This window comes from Streptomyces antibioticus, assembly GCF_002019855.1.
GTDB lineage: Bacteria > Actinomycetota > Actinomycetes > Streptomycetales > Streptomycetaceae > Streptomyces > Streptomyces antibioticus_B.
The window spans coordinates 558169-576442 of the sequence record NZ_CM007717.1 but is presented as its reverse complement, the minus strand read 5'-3'; the positions used below and the strand labels follow the sequence as shown (position 1 = coordinate 576442).

Here is an 18274-nt window from a genome sequence, read left to right as displayed (position 1 = left end):
CCACCCCCCTGCGATCCCACCCCCACCTCGGCTCGCATCACGGGCCGACCTTCGCAGAAGGAGAACACGTTGCCCCGGCGACCCCGCCTCGTCACCCGGCGCAGACGCGCCACCGTCCTCGCCCTCACCGCCGTCGGCACCCTGCTGGCCCTCGGCGCCCCCGCCGGACCCGTCTCGGCCGCGCCCGCCGACCCCGGCCCCACGACGATCACCGCCACCCCCCGCGCCGGTTCCGCCCCGGTGACCCTGACGCCGTCCCGCCGCACCGCGCTGATCAAGAGCGCCCAGAGCGCCTCGGCGGCCACCGCCCAGCGACTCGGCCTCGGCGGGCAGGAGAAACTCGTCGTCAAGGACGTCATCCAGGACGCCGACGGCACCACCCACACCCGCTACGAGCGCACCTACGCCGGACTGCCCGTCCTCGGCGGCGACCTGGTCGTCCACCTCAAGAACAACCGGACCACCGTGTCCAAGGCCGCCACCGCGCGTCTCGGCGTGCCCTCGCTGACCCCGAAGCTCTCCGCCGCGCAGGCCGGCAGCCGGGCGGTCGCGGCCGCGAAGAGCGCCGACGTCTCCGGCACCGCGACCGAGCGCGCGCCGCGCCTCGTCGTCTGGGCCGCCGGCACCGGCAAGCCGGCGCTCGCCTGGGAGACGGTGGTCGAGGGCGTCCAGGAGGACGGCACCCCGAGCGAGCTCCAGGTGGTCACCGACGCGACCACCGGCAAGCAGATCCTGGCCGCCGAGAAGGTGCACACCGGCAGCGGCACCGGCCAGTACAGCGGCGAGGTCACGGTCGGCTCCACCCTGTCGGGATCGACGTACCAGCTCGTGGACCCGGACCGCGCGAACCAGCGCACCTACGACCTCAACCAGGGCACCTCCGGCACCGGGACCCTCTTCACGGACGACAACGATGTCTGGGGCGACGGCACCACGGCCAACCGGCAGACCGCCGGTGTCGACGTGGCCTTCGGCGCCGCCGCCACCTGGGACTACTTCAAGAACGTGCACGGCCGCAACGGCATCCGCAACGACGGTGTCGCCGCCTACAGCCGCGCCCACTACGGCAACAACTACGTCAACGCGTTCTGGCAGGACAGCTGCTTCTGCATGACGTACGGCGACGGCTCGGGCAACACCCACCCGCTGACCTCGCTCGACGTGGCCGCGCACGAGATGAGCCACGGTGTCACCAGCGCCACCGCCAATCTGACCTACGCGGGCGAGTCCGGCGGTCTCAACGAGGCGACCTCGGACATCTTCGCCGCGGCCGTCGAGTTCGACGCCGGCCTCACCGCCGACGTCCCGGACTACCTCGTCGGCGAGAAGATCGACATCAACGGCAACGGCACCCCGCTGCGCTACATGGACAAGCCCTCCAAGGACGGCTCCTCGCGCGACTACTGGAGCTCCAGCCTGGGCGGCATCGACGTCCACTACTCCTCGGGTCCGGCGAACCACTTCTTCTACCTGCTCTCCGAGGGCAGCGGCGCCAAGACCGTCAACGGCGTCGCCTACGACAGCCCGACCTACGACGGCCAGGCCGTCACCGGCATCGGCGTCCAGAACGCCGCCGCGATCTGGTACCGGGCGCTCACCACGTACATGACCTCCTCCACGAACTACGCGGGCGCCCGCACCGCCACCCTGTCGGCCGCCGCCGACCTGTTCGGCGCCTACAGCCCCACCTACCTGGCCGTCGCCGACGCCTGGGCCGCCATCAACGTCGGCAACCGGATAGCCCTCGGCGTCAACCTCGCCCCGATCGCCGACCAGACCAGCGGCATCGGCCAGGCGGTCAGCCTCCAGGTGGACGCCTACACCACCAACACCGGCGCCGGCCTCACCTACGAGGCGACCGGACTGCCCGACGGCCTCACCATCAGCCCGAGCGGTCTGATCACCGGCACCCCGACCACCCTGGGCACCGGCGACGTCACCGTCACGGTCACCGACAGCACCGGCGCCTCGGTCTCGGACACCTTCAACTGGCGGATCGCGTACGTCTACGCCAACTCCACCCGCGTCGACATCCCCGACAACGGGGCCGCCGTGGAGTCCGCCGTCACCATCGAGGGACGCGAGGGCAACGCCTCCGCCACCGCCTCGGTCTACGTCAACATCGTCCACACCTACCGCGGTGACCTGACCGTCGACCTCGTCGGCCCGAACGGCACCGTCTACTCCCTGCTCAACCGCAGCGGCGGCTCCGCCGACAACGTCGACCAGACCTTCACGGTCGACGCCTCGGCCCAGCCGCTCAACGGCACCTGGAAACTGCGGGTCCAGGACCGCGCCTCCATCGACGTCGGCTACATCCAGCGCTGGCAGCTCACGCCCTGACCACGCCGTCGTCACACCGCCGCCCGGGCCCCCGAGGGTCCGGGCGGCGGTGCGTCACGGGCCCGGACCGACCCGCGGGCGCGGTGTTTGTTAGGCTCCCCTCGCCCCCCGCGGGGGAAGTCCGGTGAGAGTCCGGCGCTGACCCGCAACGGTGTGCGCGGCGACCCCAGGTCCGCCGCGTGAGCCCGATCGCCCACGGTGGGTACGCGACCCGTTGAACGCTCGCCGTGGACTGCGAGAAGGGGGACCGCGCGGCCGTGCGTCCGGGCCGTCCGGGCCGTCTCCGTGCTCCTCAGGCGGCCCCAGCCGAAGGACCGCCTCCGCCCGTGCGCCGACCACCGACGGCGAGCCCCAGCCGCACCGCCCCCGCTCCGACGAGCCCCCGCCGCACGCCCCTCGCCCCCGTGGCCGCCGGACTCGGCCTGCTCCTGCTCGTCTCCCTGCTGGCCGGTGTCACCCTCGGGGCCGCGGGCGTCGGCACGGGCGACGTCTTCCGCTTCCTGTGGGCCGGGCTCACCGGCGGCACCGTGGCCGCCGCCGACGGCCCCGCCTACACCATCGTCTGGGAGATCCGGCTGCCCCGCGTCGTGCTCGGCGCCGTGGTCGGCGCGGGGCTCGCTTCCGTCGGCGTCGCCGTGCAGGCCATGGTCCGCAACGCGCTCGCCGACCCCTTCGTCCTCGGCATCTCCTCCGGCGCGGCCGTCGGCGCCAACGCCGTCATCCTGCTGGGCGTGTTCGCCGGGCTCGGTGTGTGGGCGCTGTCCGTGTCCGCGTTCGCGTCCGCCCTCGCCGCCATGGCCCTGGTCTACGCCGCCGCCCGCACCCCGCGCGGCCTCACCCCGCTGCGGCTGATCCTCACCGGCACCGCCCTGGCGTACGGCTTCGAGGCGGTGACCACCGTGATGGTGTTCGGCGCGGCCCGCGGCGAGGCGGCCCGCTCCGCGATGATGTGGCTGCTGGGCAGCCTCGGCGGCGCCACCTGGGCCCAGGTGCCCATCGCCGCCGTCACCGTGACGCTCGGCTGGGTCTGGCTGCGCCGGCGGGCGGAGGCGCTCAACGCGCTCGCCATGGGCGACGAGACCGCCGCCGCCCTCGGTGTCCCGCCGACCGTGCTGCGCCGGGAGCTGTTCGTCGTCACCGCCGCCGTCACCGGCACCGTCGTCGCGGTCAGCGGGGCCATCGGATTCGTCGGGCTGATGGTGCCCCACCTGGTGCGCATGGTGGCCGGCGCCGACCACCGCCGGGTGCTGGTCCTCGCCCCGCTCGCCGGGGCCGTGCTGCTCGTCTGGGCCGACCTGCTCTCCCGGCTGCTGCTCGCCCCCGCCGAACTGCCCGTCGGCGTGATCACCGCCGTGGTCGGTGTCCCCGCCTTCCTGCTGCTCATGCGGCGCGGCACCCGTCCGCTCGGAGGCCGCTGACCATGACCACCCCCGGAGGACACCATGCGTCTTGACCTGGACGGCGTGACGGTCGAGGCGTCCGGCGCCCGGATCGTCGACGACATCCGGCTGACCGTCCCCGACGGACGGTTCGTCGGACTCATAGGCCCCAACGGCAGCGGCAAGTCGACCCTGTTGCGCTGCGTCTACCGCGCGCTGCGCCCCGCCGCCGGCACCATCCGCCTCGCCGGGGACGATCTGCACGCGCTGCCCCCGATGGCCGCCGCCCGGGTCCTGGCCGCCCTGCCGCAGGAGTCCGCCGCCGAGTTCGACTTCACCGTCGCCGAGGTCGTCGCCATGGGACGGCTGCCGCACCAGGGCCGCACCGCCCGCTCCGACGACGAGATCTGCGCCCGGGCCATGGACAGCACCGGCGTCGCCCACCTCGCGGGACGCGGCTTCCTCGCCCTGTCCGGCGGCGAGCGGCAACGCGTCCTGATCGCCCGTGCATTGGCCCAGCAACCCAAGGTGCTCGTCCTGGACGAGCCCACCAACCACCTCGACATCTCCCACCAGTTGGACCTGCTCGCGCTGGTCCGGCGCAGCGGACCGACCGCGCTCGCCGCCCTGCACGACCTCAACCTCGCCGCCGCCCACTGCGATCTGCTGTACGTCATCGACGGCGGCCGGATCGTCGCCCACGGCACCCCGCACGAGGTGCTCCGCCCCGATCTGCTCGCCGACGTCTTCGGCGTCCGGGCCCACCCCGTGCCCCACCCCGTCACCGGCACCGTCCAGCTCCTCTTCGACCTCCTCCCGTAAGGAACCCCCGTGCCCGCCCAGCGCCCCCTCTTCCCGGCCGCCGCCCTCGCCCTCGTCCTCGCGCTCACCGCCACCGGCTGCGGCGCCACCGTGGAGACGTCCGCCACCGCCGACGGCAAGGCGATCACCCTCACCAACTGCGGCCGGAAGGTCACCTACGACAAGGTGCCCGAACGTGTCGTCACCAACGACGTCGGCATCACCGAGCTGATGTTCGCGCTCGGCCTGGAGGACCGCATGGCCGGCTTCGCCATGCCCGACGACAAGGGCGACCTGAGCGGCGTGCCCTGGAAGGACGGCTACGACAAGGTCCCGTGGCTCTCCAAGGACCAGCTCACCAAGGAGAACGTCCTCGACGCCCGCGCCGACCTGGTCTTCGCCGGCTGGAACTACGGCTTCCGCGAGGACGGCGGCTTCACCCCGGCCGCCCTGAAGAAGCTCGGCATCCCCTCGTACGTGCTCACCGAGTCCTGCCGCAACGGCCGCACCGAGACCTCACGCGGCATCATGCCGCCCCTCGACGCCCTCTACGCCGACCTCACCAACCTGGGCAGGCTCTTCGGCGTGGAGAAGCGCGCGGCCACCCTCATCGCCGACTTCAAGAAGCAGGTCGCCGACGTCCGGGCCCAGGCCCCCGCCGCCGCGGACCGGCCCACCGTCTTCCTCTACGACAGCGGCCAGGACCAGCCCTTCACCTCCGGCCGCTTCGCCGCGCCCGAGCAGATCATCAGCGAGGCCGGCGGCACCAACGTCATGCACGACCTGGCGGACTCCTGGACGGCCGTGGGCTGGGAGACGGTCGTCGAACGCGACCCCGACGTCATCGTGATCTGCGACTACGGCGATGTGAGCGCCGAGCAGAAGAAGGACTTCCTGCTCTCCTACGCCCCGCTGCGCGACGTGTCCGCCGTGAAGCACCGGAGGATCTTCGTCCTCGACTACGTCGACCTGGTCGAGAGCCCCCGCAACCCGTCGGCGATCGCCCGCCTCGGCGCCTACCTGCGGACGGTGGCGGGCGGCGCCTGAGGGGCGGCGTCTCAGGTCCGGCGGGGCGCGGCGGCGGGCACCCCGGCCACGAGCCGGTCCAGCGGGGTGCCCCGCGCCCACAGCCGCAGCCGGGGCCCGTCGACCAGGACGGTGCGGCCCTCGCGCGCGGCCCACACCTCGTCACGGTGGCTGAACGCGCCCCGGTGGACGACGAGCCGCAGCGGGGGCCCCGACCGGGCCCGCGCCCGCGGCCGGCGGCAGGAGCACGCCGTGTCCTCGTCGGGCAGCGGCTCGGCCACCGGCCGGAACGCCACGTCGAGCAGGCGCCCCCGGCCGTCCCGGGCGGACAGATGGAAGGTGTCGTGCCGGGGCGGCGGCAGCACCCGCCAGCCGTCCCGCCGCAGCATCCGCGCCACCGCGACCACCAGCCCCGGCATGTCCAGCTCCGCCAGCTCCTCCGGCGTGTAGTACCCGCCGCGCCGCCGGGCCGGCAGCCGCGACCTGCGGAGCGCCACGGCGGCGCCGACGCCGAGCGCCCCGACGGCCAGGGCACCCGCCCCGGCACCGAGGCCGCGCACGACGAACACCAGCCCCACGACCGCCCCGCACCCGGCCGCCACCAGCAGGGCGAGCGCGGGCAGCACCTCGGACAGCCGAGGTCCGTCCCGGCCCGCCGCCCGTAACTCGCTCACCGTCCGTCTGTGCCGGGCGCGCGCCGACTCGCCCTTCCGCGCCCGCCTCCGTATGCCTGCCATCCGGGTCGGCCCCCACCCCCGTAGACGTGATGTGCGCGTGAGGAGGGATACCCGCCGCCCCGGAGGGGATGCGGTGAACGCCCCCGTGCGCCCCCGGCCGCCCCGCGCGCGCCCGGCTCCGCCGCCCGGTCACCGGGGGCCGTTGTCAGTGGCGGATGCCAAGCTGCTGGTCATGGACGAGGCTGAATTCCTGCGGGGCCGGGTCTACGGCGCCGATCACGACGACGCGGGGCCCCGCCCGGACCGGGTGTACGCCGAACTGGTGGGCGGCCCGCTGGACGGCCTGCTCCTGGACGTCACGGACCGGACGGAGCGCGAGCCGCGCGAGGTCGCGCTGACGACGGAGATAGGCCGCTACGGCCCCGGCGGACGGTCCGTGTACGTACGGCGCGGGGGCGACGGCCGCCGCTTCGACTGGCGCGGGGACACACCGGGCACTTCCTGACGGACCGTCACCAGGGGTCCGGGGCGCCTTCGTTCGATCGTACGAACCTTGTCTTCGGTGGGGCCGGGTCTGTCCGCAGCACTTGATAGGAAACTTTCCTGACAGTTCAATGTCGGTACTCCCGCAGCACGGCCATCCCCCCACCCCCCACCTGGAGCCACTGTGGTGCACAGTCATTCCCGCCGTACGTTCCTGACCCTCACCGGCGCGCTCGCGGCCGTCCCGCTCCTCGGCGCCCCCGGCGCGGCGGCGGCCGCCCCCGGACTCGACGACCCGGCGAAGAAGGAGATCGCCATGAAGCTGGTGTCGAGCGCGGAGAACTCCACGCTCGACTGGAAGGCCCAGTACCAGTACATCGAGGACATCGGCGACGGCCGCGGCTACACCGCCGGCATCATCGGCTTCTGCTCCGGCACCGGTGACATGCTCGACCTCGTCCAGCTCTACGCCGACCGCGAACCCGGCAACGTCCTCGCCCGCTACCTGCCCGCCCTGCGCGCGGTCGACGGCACCGACTCCCACGCCGGGCTCGACCCCGACTACCCCCGCGACTGGCGCAGGGCCGCCCAGGACCCCGTCTTCCAGCAGGCGCAGAACGACGAACGCGACCGCGTCTACTTCAACCCCGCCGTCCGCCAGGGCAAGGCCGACGGACTGCGCACCCTCGGCCAGTTCTGCTACTACGACGCGATCGTGATGCACGGCGACGGCACCGACCCCACCAGCTTCCGCAACATCCGCGGACGCGCCCTGAACCGGGCCAGGCCCCCGGCCCAGGGCGGCGACGAGACGACGTACCTGCACGCCTTCCTGGACGCGCGCGTCTGGGCGATGCGGCAGGAGGAGGCGCACAGCGACACCAGCCGCGTCGACACCGCCCAGCGCGTCTTCCTGCGCAACGGCAACCTCGACCTCACCCCGCCGCTCGACTGGCAGGTCTACGGCGACAGCTATCACATCGGCTGAACGGCCCCGCTTCCCTGAACGGCCACCGCTCCCCGCCGGCCGGGCGCGTACACGTCCGGTTCGTGGGTAGTCGCGCCGATATGAACGGGGAAACGAAGACGGTCCGAAGGACGCCGGCCTCCGGCGTCGGTGTCGGTGTCGTCGAGACGGCGGTGGAGCTGGACGGCGCGGACGGCTCCATCGCCCGGGCCCGCGCCCTCACCGCGGACTTCCTCACCGCCGCCCCCCGGGGCGGCGGGCAGGGGAGCGGCGGGGCGGTGCCGGCCCGGACCGTGGACCTGGCACGGCTGGTGGTGAGCGAGCTGGTGACCAACGCGCTCCGCCACGCCCCCGGCCCGGTCCTGCTCAGGCTGCGCCTCGCCGCCTCCGCCGTGGAGATCACGGTCCGGGACGGCGACCCCGCCCTGCCGCGGCCCTGCGCCCCGGACCCGACGCGCATCGGCCGCCACGGCCTGGAGATCGTCCGGGCCGTCGCCGACGAGTTCCACGCCGTACGGGAGACGGCCGGCAAACGGGTCGTGGTCCGCCTCAGGCTGTGACGGACGGCGCCCGGAGGACGGTGAGCTTCGCCGGGCCCACGGTCAGCACGCCGTCCGACAGCGGCGTGCAGCGCACACCGCCCTTGCCGCGCAGGGCGCGCTGCGCGCCCGGTCCGACGGCGACGTCCATCCAGGCGCAGGGCCGGGCCGGCCGGTTCACGGCGAACGTGACCGGTCCCGACCCGCTGTCCAGCGCGATTGTGGACCCCACCAGGGAGTCGACGTCGACGCCCCGCAGCAGGACGTTCCGGCGGGTCTGGGGCAGTCCTGCCGAGGGGGCGATGTCCCGGGGCAGGTTCTCCTCGGACATCAGGGTCACGGCGGCGTCGCGGTGCGCCGGGCGGCCGAAGTAGCGGTCGCCGACCAGCCCGAGACCGGCCCGCACCCGCACCTCGCCCACCAGTTCGTCGTCGGGGCCCGGCGCCGGGCCGTCCGAGGGACGCCCGGCGAGCCGGTGCGACGGCGACACCAGCAGTTGCACCACTTCCACCTCGGTCATGGTGTCCACCGTAGGGCCGCCGTCGCGCGCCCGGCCGGTCAGGGCCTGCCGGTCAGGGCCGCAGGGGCAGGGTGGCGCAGTTGGAGCCGGCCGGCTTGCCGTTGAGCCGGTCCGTCAGCCAGGAGATCGCGGAGCCCTGGTCGGCGAGCAGCGGCGTCATGTGGTTGAGCAGCGCCCGGCCGAGACTCGGCAGGATCACCGGCTTGTACGTGACGTCCGCGCCCTTGGCGCACCAGGCGACCGCGAGCGACCGGGCCTGGGCGTGGGGCACCAGGTTGTCGGCGGTGCCGGTCGCCAGCCGTACCGGGGACGCGGGCGCGATCGTGCCGAGGCTCTGGTCGTCCAGGAACGCCTTCAGCGCCGGTTCCGACGCGATGACGTCGTTGAGGGACCGTCCGTCCTTGGTCCAGGACGTGCTGCGCGCCGAGTTGTAGGAGAGCAGCGCGTCCCCGACGCACATGCTGGACAGGTCCTTGAGCGCCGCCCAGCCCTTCGCGCTGAGGTGGGTGTCGGCGATCGCCTTCAGCTCGGGGTCCGACTGGAGGAAGCCGTTGACCGACCAGGCGAGCGCCCCGGCCAGATCGCTGCCGTCGATCGCCCGGGTGACCGCCGTCAGGTCGGCGGGCGGCGCCCCGGCGTAGCTCCCGGCGAGGGTGACGTCGGGGGCGTAGGAGGGCTGGAGTTCGGCCGCGGCGGCCGCCGCCCCGCCGCCCTGGCTGTAGCCGTACAGCGCCACCCGCGAGGCCGCCGACAGCGAGGTGCCGGGCAGGGACCGCGCGGCCCGTACGGCGTCCAGGACGGCGTGGGCCTCGTCGACCCGGTTGACGTAGGTGTGCAGCCGGTCCGTCGCGCCCAGCCCGGCGTAGTCGGTGACGACGACGGCGATGCCGCGGGCGAGCATGCGGTAGATCGCCAGGATCTCGTAACCGACGGACAGGGTCTGGGTGTTGACGACGACCGGGTGCTGAAGGTTGAAGGAGGCGGAGCACTGGTCGCCCTGGCCCATGGTGCCGGGCGCGACGGCGATCAGCGGCCGTGCGCCGCTGCCCTTCCAGCGGGCCGTCGGCTCGATGTAGGCGCCGGTGACCGCGACCGGACGGCCGTTGCCGTCCGTGGACTTGTACATCAGACGGGTCGCCCTGCCGGGGAGCGGGCCGCCGATGCCGGGCAGGCTCAGCGCGAGCGGGAGCGGTTCGCTGCGGACCAGGGTGCCGTCGGCCGCGGGGAGCGTCGCGGGCGGGTTGTAGAACGTGGGGATGGTGATGCCGCGGGAGACCACGGCGTCGGCGGCGTCGGACTCGGCCGCGCCGGCGGGGACGGCGGCGGTGCCGAGACAGGCGGCAGCGGTGACTGCTGCGGCCAGCAGGCGGGTGGGGGCGGGCATGGCGGACCTCCGGGGCAGGGGGAGGCCCGAGCCATCGTCTGCGGCTCGGGTGTGGGGAGAGCGGCGCGGGGCCGCGGTCGCCCACCGCTGCCCCGTATCGCTCGTAGACGAACTGTCAGGACCGTAGCCAGCGCTTCGTTACCTCGGGTAGCGTCAGGAAGGTTACGGTTCAGTAATATGGCGTTCGGTGACAGGTGATATACGGCCCGGGTTCAAGAGCCGTGGGGGAGTTGGGGCGCCGGATGATCGAGTGGTGACCCTCAGGGCACGGGCGTAGCGTCGGACGGGTGCACGGACGGCGGGCGCGACCACGCGCCGCACGCCCCAACCGGCCGCCTCCGAGCGCGCGATACTCATGAGCAGCCTTCCGCAGCCCACTTCCGCAGCCGAGACCTCCGCCCGCGACAAGGGCGGGGGCGGGAACGCGATGGCCCTTCTGGTCATCGCCTCCTGTCAGCTCATGGTGGTGCTCGACATCACGATCGTGAACATCGCGCTGCCGCACATCCAGCGGTCCCTGGACTTCTCGACCACCAGCCTGTCGTGGGTCGTCAACGCCTACACGCTCACCTTCGGCGGACTGCTGCTGCTCGGCGGCCGCGCCGGTGACATCCTCGGCAGACGCCGGGTGTTCGTCGTCGGTGTCCTGCTGTTCGTCCTGGCCTCCCTGCTCGGCGGGTTCGCCCAGGGATCGGGCCAACTCCTCGCCGCACGCGCCCTCCAGGGCGTCGGCGGCGCCATCGCCTCGCCGACCTCGCTCGCCCTGATCAGCACGACGTTCCCCGAGGGTCCCCAACGCAACCGGGCCTTCGGGGTGTTCGCGGCCGTCTCGGCGGGCGGCGGCGCGATCGGGCTCCTCGCCGGCGGCATGCTCGTCGAATGGCTCAACTGGCGCTGGGTGTTCTTCGTCAACGTCCCCATCGGCCTGCTGATCGCCCTCGCCACACCCCGCTGGATCAAGGAGTCCGAACGCCACCCGGGCCGCTTCGACATCACCGGCGCCCTCACCTCGACCCTGGGCATGGTCCTCCTCGTCTACGGCTTCATCCGGGCCGCCCAGGACGGCTGGAGCGACCCGCTGACGCTCGCCTCGTTCGGTGCCGCGGTCGTCGTCCTGACCCTCTTCGTTTTCGTGGAACGCCGCTCCCGGCAGCCCATCACGCCGTTGCACATGTTCGCGGACCGCAACAGGGCGGGAACGTACGGGATCATGCTGTGCCTGGCCGCCGCGATCTTCGGGATGTTCTTCTTCCTGACGCTCTTCGTGCAGGACGTCCTGAACTTCAGCCCGCTGGCGGCCGGTCTGGCCTTCCTCCCCGTCAGCGCCGTGATCGCGGTGGGCGCGGGTCTCGCCTCCCGCTTCCTGCCGACGTACGGTCCGAAGCCCTTCATGGTGATCGGCGCGATCCTCGCCGCGGCCGGCCTGTCCTGGCTGACGCTGACCGACGTCCACTCCACCTACGCGGGCAGCATCCTCGGGCCGATGCTGGTCTTCAGCCTCGGCATGGGCATGGAGTTCGTGTCCCTCACGCTGATGGCGCTCTCCAACGTGCCCACCGCGGAGACCGGCGCCGCCTCCGGGCTGCTCAACGCGACCCAGCAGGTGGGCGGTTCCCTCGGCCTGTCCATCCTGGTCACGATGTTCGGCACGGCCAGCCGCAACGAGGCGACCGACCAGGTCGCCGACTTCCTGTCCCAGGCGAGCCCGGCCGAACGGCTGCGGTTCCAGCGCACCGGCGAACTCCCCGCGCCCTGGTCCGACGAGGTCCTCACCGCGGGGGTGTCGGCCGCCTTCGTCATGGCCGCGATCTTCACGGTCGTCGCGGCGATCATCGCCCTCGTGGTGATCCAGGTCCGGCCCTCGGACCTGGAACGCCTTCAGGGCGGTTCGGGTCCGGGGCCGGGTGCGGGCTGACGGCCGAGGATCGGGTGAGACGCGCTAGCGGCGGCCTCGGTCCAGTCGGTTCAGGACGGCTTCCGCCATCGCCGCCTCGCCCTTGGCGTTGGGGTGCGCGGGCGCCGCGGGGGCGGAGGGCCGCAGCGGCTCGATCCAGCGGACCTCGGGCGACTTGCACATGTCGTGCCCGACCGTCGGACCGTACGTGTCCACGTACTCCGCGCGGCTCACCAGGGCCACCAGCCGCAGCATCAGGTTGAGCCGCTTCTCGGTGTCCCGGAGGTAGGGGAAGTCCTTCGTGGCGAACGGCACCTGGGGCGCGCAGCCGCTGCCGTCGTCGGGCAGCAGGGCCGGATAGCCCACGACGACGACCCGGGCGTGCGGGGCCCGCGCGCGCACCGCCCACAGCACCTGCGCGATCTTGGGAGCGGTCCGGGCGATCGTGACGGACAACTGGTCGACCCCCTTGGTGCGGTAGTGCCGTCGGCAGGGGTCGCCGGACGGGTCCTGGGCGTACAGCCCGGCACACGTGGAGATGATCGAACCGAACCCGATGTCGTTGCCGCCGATCTGCACGGTCACCAGGTCGGTGTTCCTGCTCAGCGCGTCGAGCTGCGGGCCGTTGGTGCCCTGCGGCTTCCACATGTGCTCGGTCGTCGCCCCGCCGCAACTGACGTCCTTGAACGCGGACGTCCGGATCCGCGCGGACACCAGCGACGGGTAGTTGCGGTCGGAGCGGGCGCAGTTCGCATCCACCTGCTGAGGGATCAGGGGACCGGAGGTGTAGGAGTCGCCGAGCGCCACGTACGCGCGTGCGCCGCCCGAGCCGTGACCGGTGCCGCTGCCGTGCCCGCCCCCGTGCGCTCCGGCGGGCGTCGCGGACGTGGCGACGAGGGCGCAGCCGCCCAGGGCGGTCAGGAACGCGACCCCCCGGCGACGACGTCCGGCCCCGGCTCCTCTGCCTGTGTCCGCTGCTCTGTGTGCGTCGCGCCGCATCGCGGTCCTCCCGTTGAACCCACCACGCCCGGATGTATGACAGTTCGACTGTTCAACTGTTCGCCTGGGCTTGTATACCGCCCGGTATGTGGAGGGGGCCAGAGTCATGACGACACGTGTTTCCCGCCGTCCGTTCACTCGGACGGCTGGTTGTCGGGCCGGTTTTCGGGCGCGCCCGCATGCCCTGGTCATATGCGGAGCAGCATCGCGGCATGGAGAATCCCACAAGTGAGAGCCCGCTCTCCGCGCGGGGCCCCACGCCCGGCCCCGCCGTCGTCTTCACGGCGGACTTCACGTCCACCCGCCAATGGGTGGCCGGCCGTTCATGGGCGTATCCCCACGGAGGCCCGGTCAACCCGGGCGACGACAAACTGGACTACCTGGTCGAGGACCCCGCCTACAGCCGCTCGGGCACCTTCCGGGCCACCCGCCGCCGGGACGGACGGTGGAACACGGGACTGCTCACCACCGAAGGAAGCGAGGAGGCGTTCACGGTCCGCGCGGGCGACGTGCTGGAGGCCCGGGTCCGGCTGCCCTACGAGGCCGGTGCCTGGCCGGCCATCTGGACCTGGCGGGACGGCGATCAGGAGATCGACGTCTTCGAGTACCACCCCGACAACCCCGATCTGCTGGAACTCACCAACCATGTCCGCGGCGCCAACCTCTACCACCGGGACCCGGCGATCCGGCCCGGCGCGTGGGTCGGCCTGCGCGTCGAGTTCGGGGTGCGCTCCGTGGTGTGGTGGGTGAACGGCGCCCAGGTGTTCGCCGACCGGCGGGGGGTCGGCCGCACCTGGCACGCCTATCTCATCGTCAACCTCTCGGTCTGCGGCGGCCGTTACCACCCGCCGCCGTCCCCCAGGACCACCGAGATGTCGTACGAGGTACGGGACCTGGTGGTCCGGCGTCCGGCCCGGGTCCTCGATCTGCTGGACGACGAAGGGGGTGAGGACGAGCGGAGCGACGACGTCGGCGACGAGAGCTGACATCGTGGACATGGTCATCGGTACCCGGCCGCAGCGGGCACAATGCGATGATGTCGCCGACACCCGTTTCGCCCGTATGACCGTCAGGCGGCGTCATGGCACGGTGGATTCGCCCCGGCGGATCGGCCGCGTGCCCGGAGCCGTTCACCGCGTTCGGCCAGGCCGACCGACCACGAAAGCAGAGCCTCTTCCGTGTTCTCCGTCTTCGACGACACGCCGATCTACTCCCGCCTGGTCACCGAACGCGGGGACGTGCCCGCCCAGGTCCGCGGTGAGGCCGAACGCATCAAGCGCGACCTGGACCGCGTCATGTCCGGCGGCCCGTCCCTGACCCCGGGGCTGCCGACCCAGCGGTCGTTCTTCGGCTGAGAGCCGCCTCAGGAGCAGTCGTACGTGAAGCGCGCCGTCGCGGTCTTCCGGGACGGCGACAGGATGTGCAGCTCCGCCTCTGCCGCGTACCGGCCGGGACCCTGGAACGTCCAGTAGAGGTGCAGCCGCACCTCCTCCCGGCCCCGGTCGACGCTCGCGTGCAGGACGTCGGAGGTGGTGCCGTCGTTGCGCACCCAGCGGTAGGAGAACTCGTCCGGGCGCCCGTCGGTGCGGACGACACCGACGACGTCCGCCGTGCCGTCGCAGCCCGTGCCCGGCTCGGCGGCCGTCGCCGAGACACTCCGCACCGTCAGCTCGGGCGGGGAGTGGCCCCGCCAGAACAGGAAGATCACGGCGGCCACCAGGACCAGCGCGGGCAGCGCGTGCCGGCGCAGCCGACGGTGCCGGCGGACCGGCGGAGGTGCCACGGGGGCCAGCGTCGTGTGCACGCCCTGCGACAGGGACGCGGTGACGCCGGGGCCGAAGCGCAGCATGGTGCCGTCCACCCGGCCCTGCGGCCCGGTCGGTCCGGTGGGCACGGTCGGTTCGGGGGTGTCCGCCGTCGTACGGTCCAGCGGCTCGGGTGATGGCGCCGCCCCGGCACCGGCGCCCGCCAGCATCGTCGTGGCGTCGTCCGGGCGCTGGATCCAGTGGCTGGCCAGCATCGTCGCGCTGTACTCGTCGTCGTCCTCGACCCGGGTGTCCGCCAGGGGCGCGGGGCTCGTCGGGTCGTCGGCGCCGGGCCGGCGGTCGTGGGGTGTGCTCATCGCAGGTCGCACCGCCGGGTCAGGAGTTGCTGGGACGCGCCGCCGTCGGCCGAGGCGGGGTTCGTGGTGGCGCGCACCGTCCAGTAGCAGCCGTTGCCCTGGAAGGTGTGGTCGACCGCCAGCGTGTACTGCGTGGCACCGCTGCGCCGGAACGACACGGGCGCCCCGTCCGCGGCGCCGGACTGCCCGGCGGCGTCGCCCGAGAACCAGGCCACGGAGATGGTGAGCGGCCCCGTGCCGTCCGTGGTGACCGTGATCGTCGTGGTGGCCGTGGCGGTGCCCGTCTGCCGGAAACCGGTCACCGTGACGTCCTTGACGGCGGGCGCGACCGGCGGCTCGACCGTGCTCGTCGACGGGCTCGGCGAGGCCGACCCGCCGGGCGGCCCGGAGGGGGTGCCGGGGTCGGACCAGGTGACCGTCGGCGAGACGGAGGCGCCGGTGTCGTCGGACGGCGACGGCGCGCCGTCGGAGGCGGACGCGGACGCCGACGCGGAAGTGGAGGCGCTGGGCGAGGGGGAGAGGGACGCGTCGGATGCCGACGGCGACACCGAGGGGAGCGCGCTCGTCCCGGACACCGGCGAGGGCACGGTCGTCGCGACGGCCTGCCCGGAGGCCGCCCCGGCCCCCTGCCCGAGCCCCTGGCCCAGCAGCAGCGCGACGAGCACCGCGGCCGTCGCCACCACCAGCCCCGGCCAGGTGGGCCGCCACGGATGCAGCCGCCCCGCCCCCGGCTCCCGGCGGAGCACCGTGCGGGCGGTGTCGACGGTGGTCCCGGACGCCGTCCCGGGAGTGGCCGGGATCAGGAAGAGCAGCAGCGCCACGAGCGCCGCCAGCCGGCCCCGGCCGCGCTCCTCCCAGTCCTCGCCGTACTCCGCGACCGCGGCCCGCTCCAGGTCGGCCACGAACGCCGCCGCGTCCGCCGGCCGCTCCTCCGCCGTCTTCGCCAGCCCCCGGCGCACCAGCGCCCGCACTCCCGCGGGCACCTCCTCGTCCGGAACCTCGCCCTCGACGTGCTGGAGCGCCAGTTGCGCGAGGTTCTCCCCCGCGTACGGCTTACGGCCCGTCAGACACTCGAAGAAGGTGGCGGTGGCCGCGTACACGTCCCCGGCGGGTGAGGCCGGCGCGCCCGTCCACTGCTCGGGCGCCATGTACGCCGGAGTGCCCGCCACCCCGGCCCGGATGCCGGCGTCCACGGCGATCCCGAAGTCGACGAGCTTGGACGTCCCCTCCGGGGTGACCAGCACGTTCTCCGGCTTGTAGTCCCGGTGGACCACTCCGGCCCGGTGCGCGTCGGCCAGACCGAGCAGCGAACCCTTGAGCACCACCAGCGCCGACTCGGGCGACAGCGGGCTCTCCCGGGTGAGCAGCGTCCGCAGCGAGACCCCGTCCACCAGCTCCATCACGATGGCGGCACCCTCCGGTGCCTCCACGTACTCGTAGAAACCGGCCACGTGCGGGCTCTCCAGCCCGCCCAGCAGCTCCGCCTCCGCACGGAAGCCGTGCACGAAACCCGGCCGGGTGCGCAGCGACTCGCTCAGGTACTTCACGGCCACCGGCAGACCGGTCGGCTCATGAACGGCGAGCACCACCCGTCCACTGGCTCCGGAACCGAGTTCGAGCGACTCGGAGTATCCGGGTACCGCCCATGTGTTCATCGCGCCTCCCCCCTGCGGTCGTGCCACCCTGGCACGGGACGTCCGGGCCACGGCAGCAGAGACACGAATTCGGCCAGTGCGGTTGCAGGCCGGGAGAACGTCCTGCACGGCGCCGCTCAACTGCCGCGCGCCGGAAGGAAATTGTCAGTCCCGTGTTGAAGAATGCGCGGAAGTGAGATCAACCTCGCCGAATCGGGGTAAGTGATCTTGAGTCGCTCCGCCTGAAAGAGGTCACCTCCCGTGCCCGACGCCCGCTCCCGCGCTCAGCTCACCGCAGCCGAGGCCGATGTGCTGCGCATCGTCTGTGACGCGCGACGCCCCGTGTTCGTCACCGTGCACAGCAACGGGCGCCGCCGGTACAGCTATTGGCGGCCGCTGGACGCCGGGTCCGGCCGGGGCGGCTGCTATGTGGCCCTGCCCACCGAGGAGTGCGACCGGCTGCACGCCGCCGGGCGGATCGTCCTCGGCGAGCCGGTCACCGACCCCGCCAAGACGACGTACCGGGTCAGCGCGGCCCGTCCGCCGGCCGCGCCGCTGCGCCTCCCGATGGCCGCCGTGCCCGCGCCCGCTCCGGTACGGGCGCTGCGGGCGCGCGGCAGGGGGTACGCGGCCTGAGACGGTGGCAGCGGTGGCAGCGGTGGCAGCGGCGGCAGCGGGAGTCAGTACACGGAGTCGCCGGGGGCCACCGGGAGCGTCTCCAGCAGCGGAGAGGCGAGCAACTCCGCGATCAGCTCCGGTGATCCGCCGATGTACGTGCTGACGAGGTCCACGTCGCCGCCCACGCACCAGGCGCGGTCCTGCGGCCACCACAGGTCCGGCAACTCCGCGAACTCGTCCGGCTCGACGGGGGAGAGGACGTCGTCCAGGGGCCCGGAGAGCAGCACCCTCTCCCGGTGCGGCGTCTCGAAGCACGGCACCCCGTCGAAGCTCCGGCGGCCGTAGCCCGCCCACAGTCCGAACCAGCAGCGCCCGGCGGTCCCGGTGTGCCGGGCCAGCACGGGGAGGAGACGGCGGGCCACGCCGACCGGTGTCGGCCCCTCCGCCGGGTGCTCGTCCCAGACGCCGGGCAGGCCGTGGTCGGACGCGTTGTGGTAGAAGCGCTCCGTCCCGACCAGCCGGTGCCATTCCGCGCCCGGCTCCACCGACCGTCCGTAGGCGGCGGCCACCTCCGCCCACGACACCGGCCGTTCGTCCAGCGACGCCGGATGCAGCACCCGTACGTACGCGGCGAAGCCCGGCACGGCGATGCCCGCGACGGTGCCGAAGTCCTCCTGCCCCGGCCCGAGTTCGGCCAGCCAGCGGGCCGCGCCGAGGTCGTCCCGCTCCACCCGCAGCCGCCCGTAACGCTCGGGGGCGGATGCCACGTACCACCGTCGAGTGTCGTCCACCCGTCCCATTCTGCCCGGCGGCGTTCCCGTTCGCCGCAGCCCGTTCCCGGCGGTCCGGGCGGCCGGTCCGGACCCGTTGTCAGTGGTGGGAGGCAGG

General features: G+C 73.3%; 18 protein-coding genes. 11 read left to right on the top strand and 7 right to left on the bottom strand.

From position 1 onward, the window contains the following. Window positions 1-69 precede the first annotated feature (69 nt). The 4 genes from AFM16_RS02595 to AFM16_RS02580 all read left to right on the top strand — a co-directional run bounded on the left by AFM16_RS02595 (window position 70) and on the right by AFM16_RS02580 (window position 5570). Window positions 70-2343, top strand: a complete 2274-nt coding sequence (locus tag AFM16_RS02595) for a M4 family metallopeptidase (RefSeq protein ID WP_078632099.1) — start codon at window positions 70-72, stop codon at window positions 2341-2343. Window positions 2344-2747: 404 nt separating this feature from the next. Then, window positions 2748-3761, top strand: a complete 1014-nt coding sequence (locus AFM16_RS02590) for a FecCD family ABC transporter permease (RefSeq protein ID WP_030781237.1) — start codon at window positions 2748-2750, stop codon at window positions 3759-3761. 24 nt (window positions 3762-3785) lie between these two features. Further along, the gene (locus tag AFM16_RS02585; protein ID WP_078632096.1) at window positions 3786-4544 is read left to right on the top strand and encodes an ABC transporter ATP-binding protein; all 759 of its coding nucleotides are present in this window, start codon (window positions 3786-3788) and stop codon (window positions 4542-4544) included. 9 nt (window positions 4545-4553) lie between these two features. Then, entirely contained in the window at window positions 4554-5570 is a 1017-nt protein-coding gene (locus AFM16_RS02580) for an ABC transporter substrate-binding protein (protein WP_078632094.1), read from the top strand. 11 nt (window positions 5571-5581) lie between these two features. On the opposite strand, the gene AFM16_RS02575 is transcribed toward AFM16_RS02580, so the two are convergent. Beyond that, window positions 5582-6223 carry a hypothetical protein gene (locus AFM16_RS02575; protein ID WP_037874628.1) on the bottom strand — a complete coding sequence of 214 codons (642 nt, stop codon included), beginning with the start codon at window positions 6221-6223 and terminating at the stop codon, window positions 5582-5584. Between the two features lie 235 nt (window positions 6224-6458). On the opposite strand from AFM16_RS02575, the gene AFM16_RS02570 reads away from it, so the two are divergent. The 3 genes from AFM16_RS02570 (at window position 6459) to AFM16_RS02560 (ending at window position 8236) form a co-directional block, all read left to right on the top strand. Next, on the top strand, window positions 6459-6731 hold the full coding sequence (locus AFM16_RS02570) for a hypothetical protein (protein ID WP_030781217.1): 273 nt from the start codon (window positions 6459-6461) through the stop codon (window positions 6729-6731). Window positions 6732-6896: 165 nt separating this feature from the next. Continuing rightward, window positions 6897-7697: a chitosanase gene (locus AFM16_RS02565; protein WP_107419239.1), complete on the top strand. Its 801-nt coding sequence runs from the start codon at window positions 6897-6899 to the stop codon at window positions 7695-7697. A gap of 80 nt (window positions 7698-7777) precedes the next feature. Further along, the gene (locus AFM16_RS02560; protein WP_107419009.1) at window positions 7778-8236 is read left to right on the top strand and encodes an ATP-binding protein; all 459 of its coding nucleotides are present in this window, start codon (window positions 7778-7780) and stop codon (window positions 8234-8236) included. Here the strand turns inward: AFM16_RS02560 and AFM16_RS02555 are convergent. Beyond that, window positions 8226-8735: a molybdenum cofactor biosysynthesis protein gene (locus AFM16_RS02555; protein WP_078632090.1), complete on the bottom strand. Its 510-nt coding sequence runs from the start codon at window positions 8733-8735 to the stop codon at window positions 8226-8228. The genes AFM16_RS02560 and AFM16_RS02555 overlap by 11 nt on opposite strands. A gap of 52 nt (window positions 8736-8787) precedes the next feature. Continuing rightward, window positions 8788-10119, bottom strand: a complete 1332-nt coding sequence (locus tag AFM16_RS02550; RefSeq protein WP_078632088.1) for an alpha/beta fold hydrolase — start codon at window positions 10117-10119, stop codon at window positions 8788-8790. 427 nt (window positions 10120-10546) lie between these two features. Here AFM16_RS02550 and AFM16_RS02545 point away from each other — a divergent pair, with 427 nt between their 5' ends. Then, window positions 10547-12034: an MFS transporter gene (locus AFM16_RS02545; protein ID WP_030781201.1), complete on the top strand. Its 1488-nt coding sequence runs from the start codon at window positions 10547-10549 to the stop codon at window positions 12032-12034. 24 nt (window positions 12035-12058) lie between these two features. Here the strand turns inward: AFM16_RS02545 and AFM16_RS02540 are convergent, their stop codons facing one another. Next, on the bottom strand, window positions 12059-13012 hold the full coding sequence (locus tag AFM16_RS02540) for an SGNH/GDSL hydrolase family protein (protein ID WP_078632086.1): 954 nt from the start codon (window positions 13010-13012) through the stop codon (window positions 12059-12061). A gap of 212 nt (window positions 13013-13224) precedes the next feature. Here AFM16_RS02540 and AFM16_RS02535 point away from each other — a divergent pair, with 212 nt between their 5' ends. Further along, entirely contained in the window at window positions 13225-13998 is a 774-nt protein-coding gene (locus AFM16_RS02535) for a LamG domain-containing protein (protein ID WP_030781193.1), read from the top strand. Between the two features lie 192 nt (window positions 13999-14190). Beyond that, window positions 14191-14367 carry a hypothetical protein gene (locus AFM16_RS39270; protein WP_167797144.1) on the top strand — a complete coding sequence of 59 codons (177 nt, stop codon included), beginning with the start codon at window positions 14191-14193 and terminating at the stop codon, window positions 14365-14367. Window positions 14368-14375: 8 nt separating this feature from the next. Here AFM16_RS39270 and AFM16_RS02530 read toward each other — a convergent pair whose 3' ends face one another. Together AFM16_RS02530 and AFM16_RS02525 are read right to left on the bottom strand one after the other, a co-directional pair. Next, window positions 14376-15134 (bottom strand): hypothetical protein, encoded by a 759-nt coding sequence (locus AFM16_RS02530; RefSeq protein ID WP_245177616.1) that lies wholly within the window; start codon window positions 15132-15134, stop codon window positions 14376-14378. Beyond that, window positions 15131-16789 (bottom strand): serine/threonine-protein kinase, encoded by a 1659-nt coding sequence (locus AFM16_RS02525; RefSeq protein ID WP_078632083.1) that lies wholly within the window; start codon window positions 16787-16789, stop codon window positions 15131-15133. Before AFM16_RS02525 ends, AFM16_RS02530 begins: the two co-directional genes overlap by 4 nt. A gap of 240 nt (window positions 16790-17029) precedes the next feature. On the opposite strand from AFM16_RS02525, the gene AFM16_RS02520 reads away from it, so the two are divergent. After that, a complete protein-coding gene (locus tag AFM16_RS02520) occupies window positions 17030-17404 on the top strand; it encodes a hypothetical protein (RefSeq protein WP_030781171.1) in 375 nt (124 codons plus the stop codon). 44 nt (window positions 17405-17448) lie between these two features. Here AFM16_RS02520 and AFM16_RS02515 read toward each other — a convergent pair whose 3' ends face one another. Then, window positions 17449-18177 (bottom strand): hypothetical protein, encoded by a 729-nt coding sequence (locus AFM16_RS02515; RefSeq protein WP_245177615.1) that lies wholly within the window; start codon window positions 18175-18177, stop codon window positions 17449-17451. Window positions 18178-18274: the final 97 nt, after the last annotated feature.

What these genes read in the sequence shown, in the direction of transcription:
- AFM16_RS02535 (WP_030781193.1), top strand. Translation starts at nt 13,225, where the DNA reads ATGGAGAATCCCACAAGTGAGAGCCCGCTCTCCGCGCGGGGCCCCACG.
- AFM16_RS02540 (WP_078632086.1), bottom strand. Translation starts at nt 13,012, where the DNA reads ATGCGGCGCGACGCACACAGAGCAGCGGACACAGGCAGAGGAGCCGGG.
- AFM16_RS02560 (WP_107419009.1), top strand. Translation starts at nt 7,778, where the DNA reads ATGAACGGGGAAACGAAGACGGTCCGAAGGACGCCGGCCTCCGGCGTC.
- AFM16_RS02550 (WP_078632088.1), bottom strand. Translation starts at nt 10,119, where the DNA reads ATGCCCGCCCCCACCCGCCTGCTGGCCGCAGCAGTCACCGCTGCCGCC.
- AFM16_RS02545 (WP_030781201.1), top strand. Translation starts at nt 10,547, where the DNA reads ATGGCCCTTCTGGTCATCGCCTCCTGTCAGCTCATGGTGGTGCTCGAC.
- AFM16_RS02570 (WP_030781217.1), top strand. Translation starts at nt 6,459, where the DNA reads ATGGACGAGGCTGAATTCCTGCGGGGCCGGGTCTACGGCGCCGATCAC.
- AFM16_RS02525 (WP_078632083.1), bottom strand. Translation starts at nt 16,789, where the DNA reads ATGAACACATGGGCGGTACCCGGATACTCCGAGTCGCTCGAACTCGGT.
- AFM16_RS02555 (WP_078632090.1), bottom strand. Translation starts at nt 8,735, where the DNA reads ATGACCGAGGTGGAAGTGGTGCAACTGCTGGTGTCGCCGTCGCACCGG.
- AFM16_RS02530 (WP_245177616.1), bottom strand. Translation starts at nt 15,134, where the DNA reads ATGAGCACACCCCACGACCGCCGGCCCGGCGCCGACGACCCGACGAGC.
- AFM16_RS02585 (WP_078632096.1), top strand. Translation starts at nt 3,786, where the DNA reads ATGCGTCTTGACCTGGACGGCGTGACGGTCGAGGCGTCCGGCGCCCGG.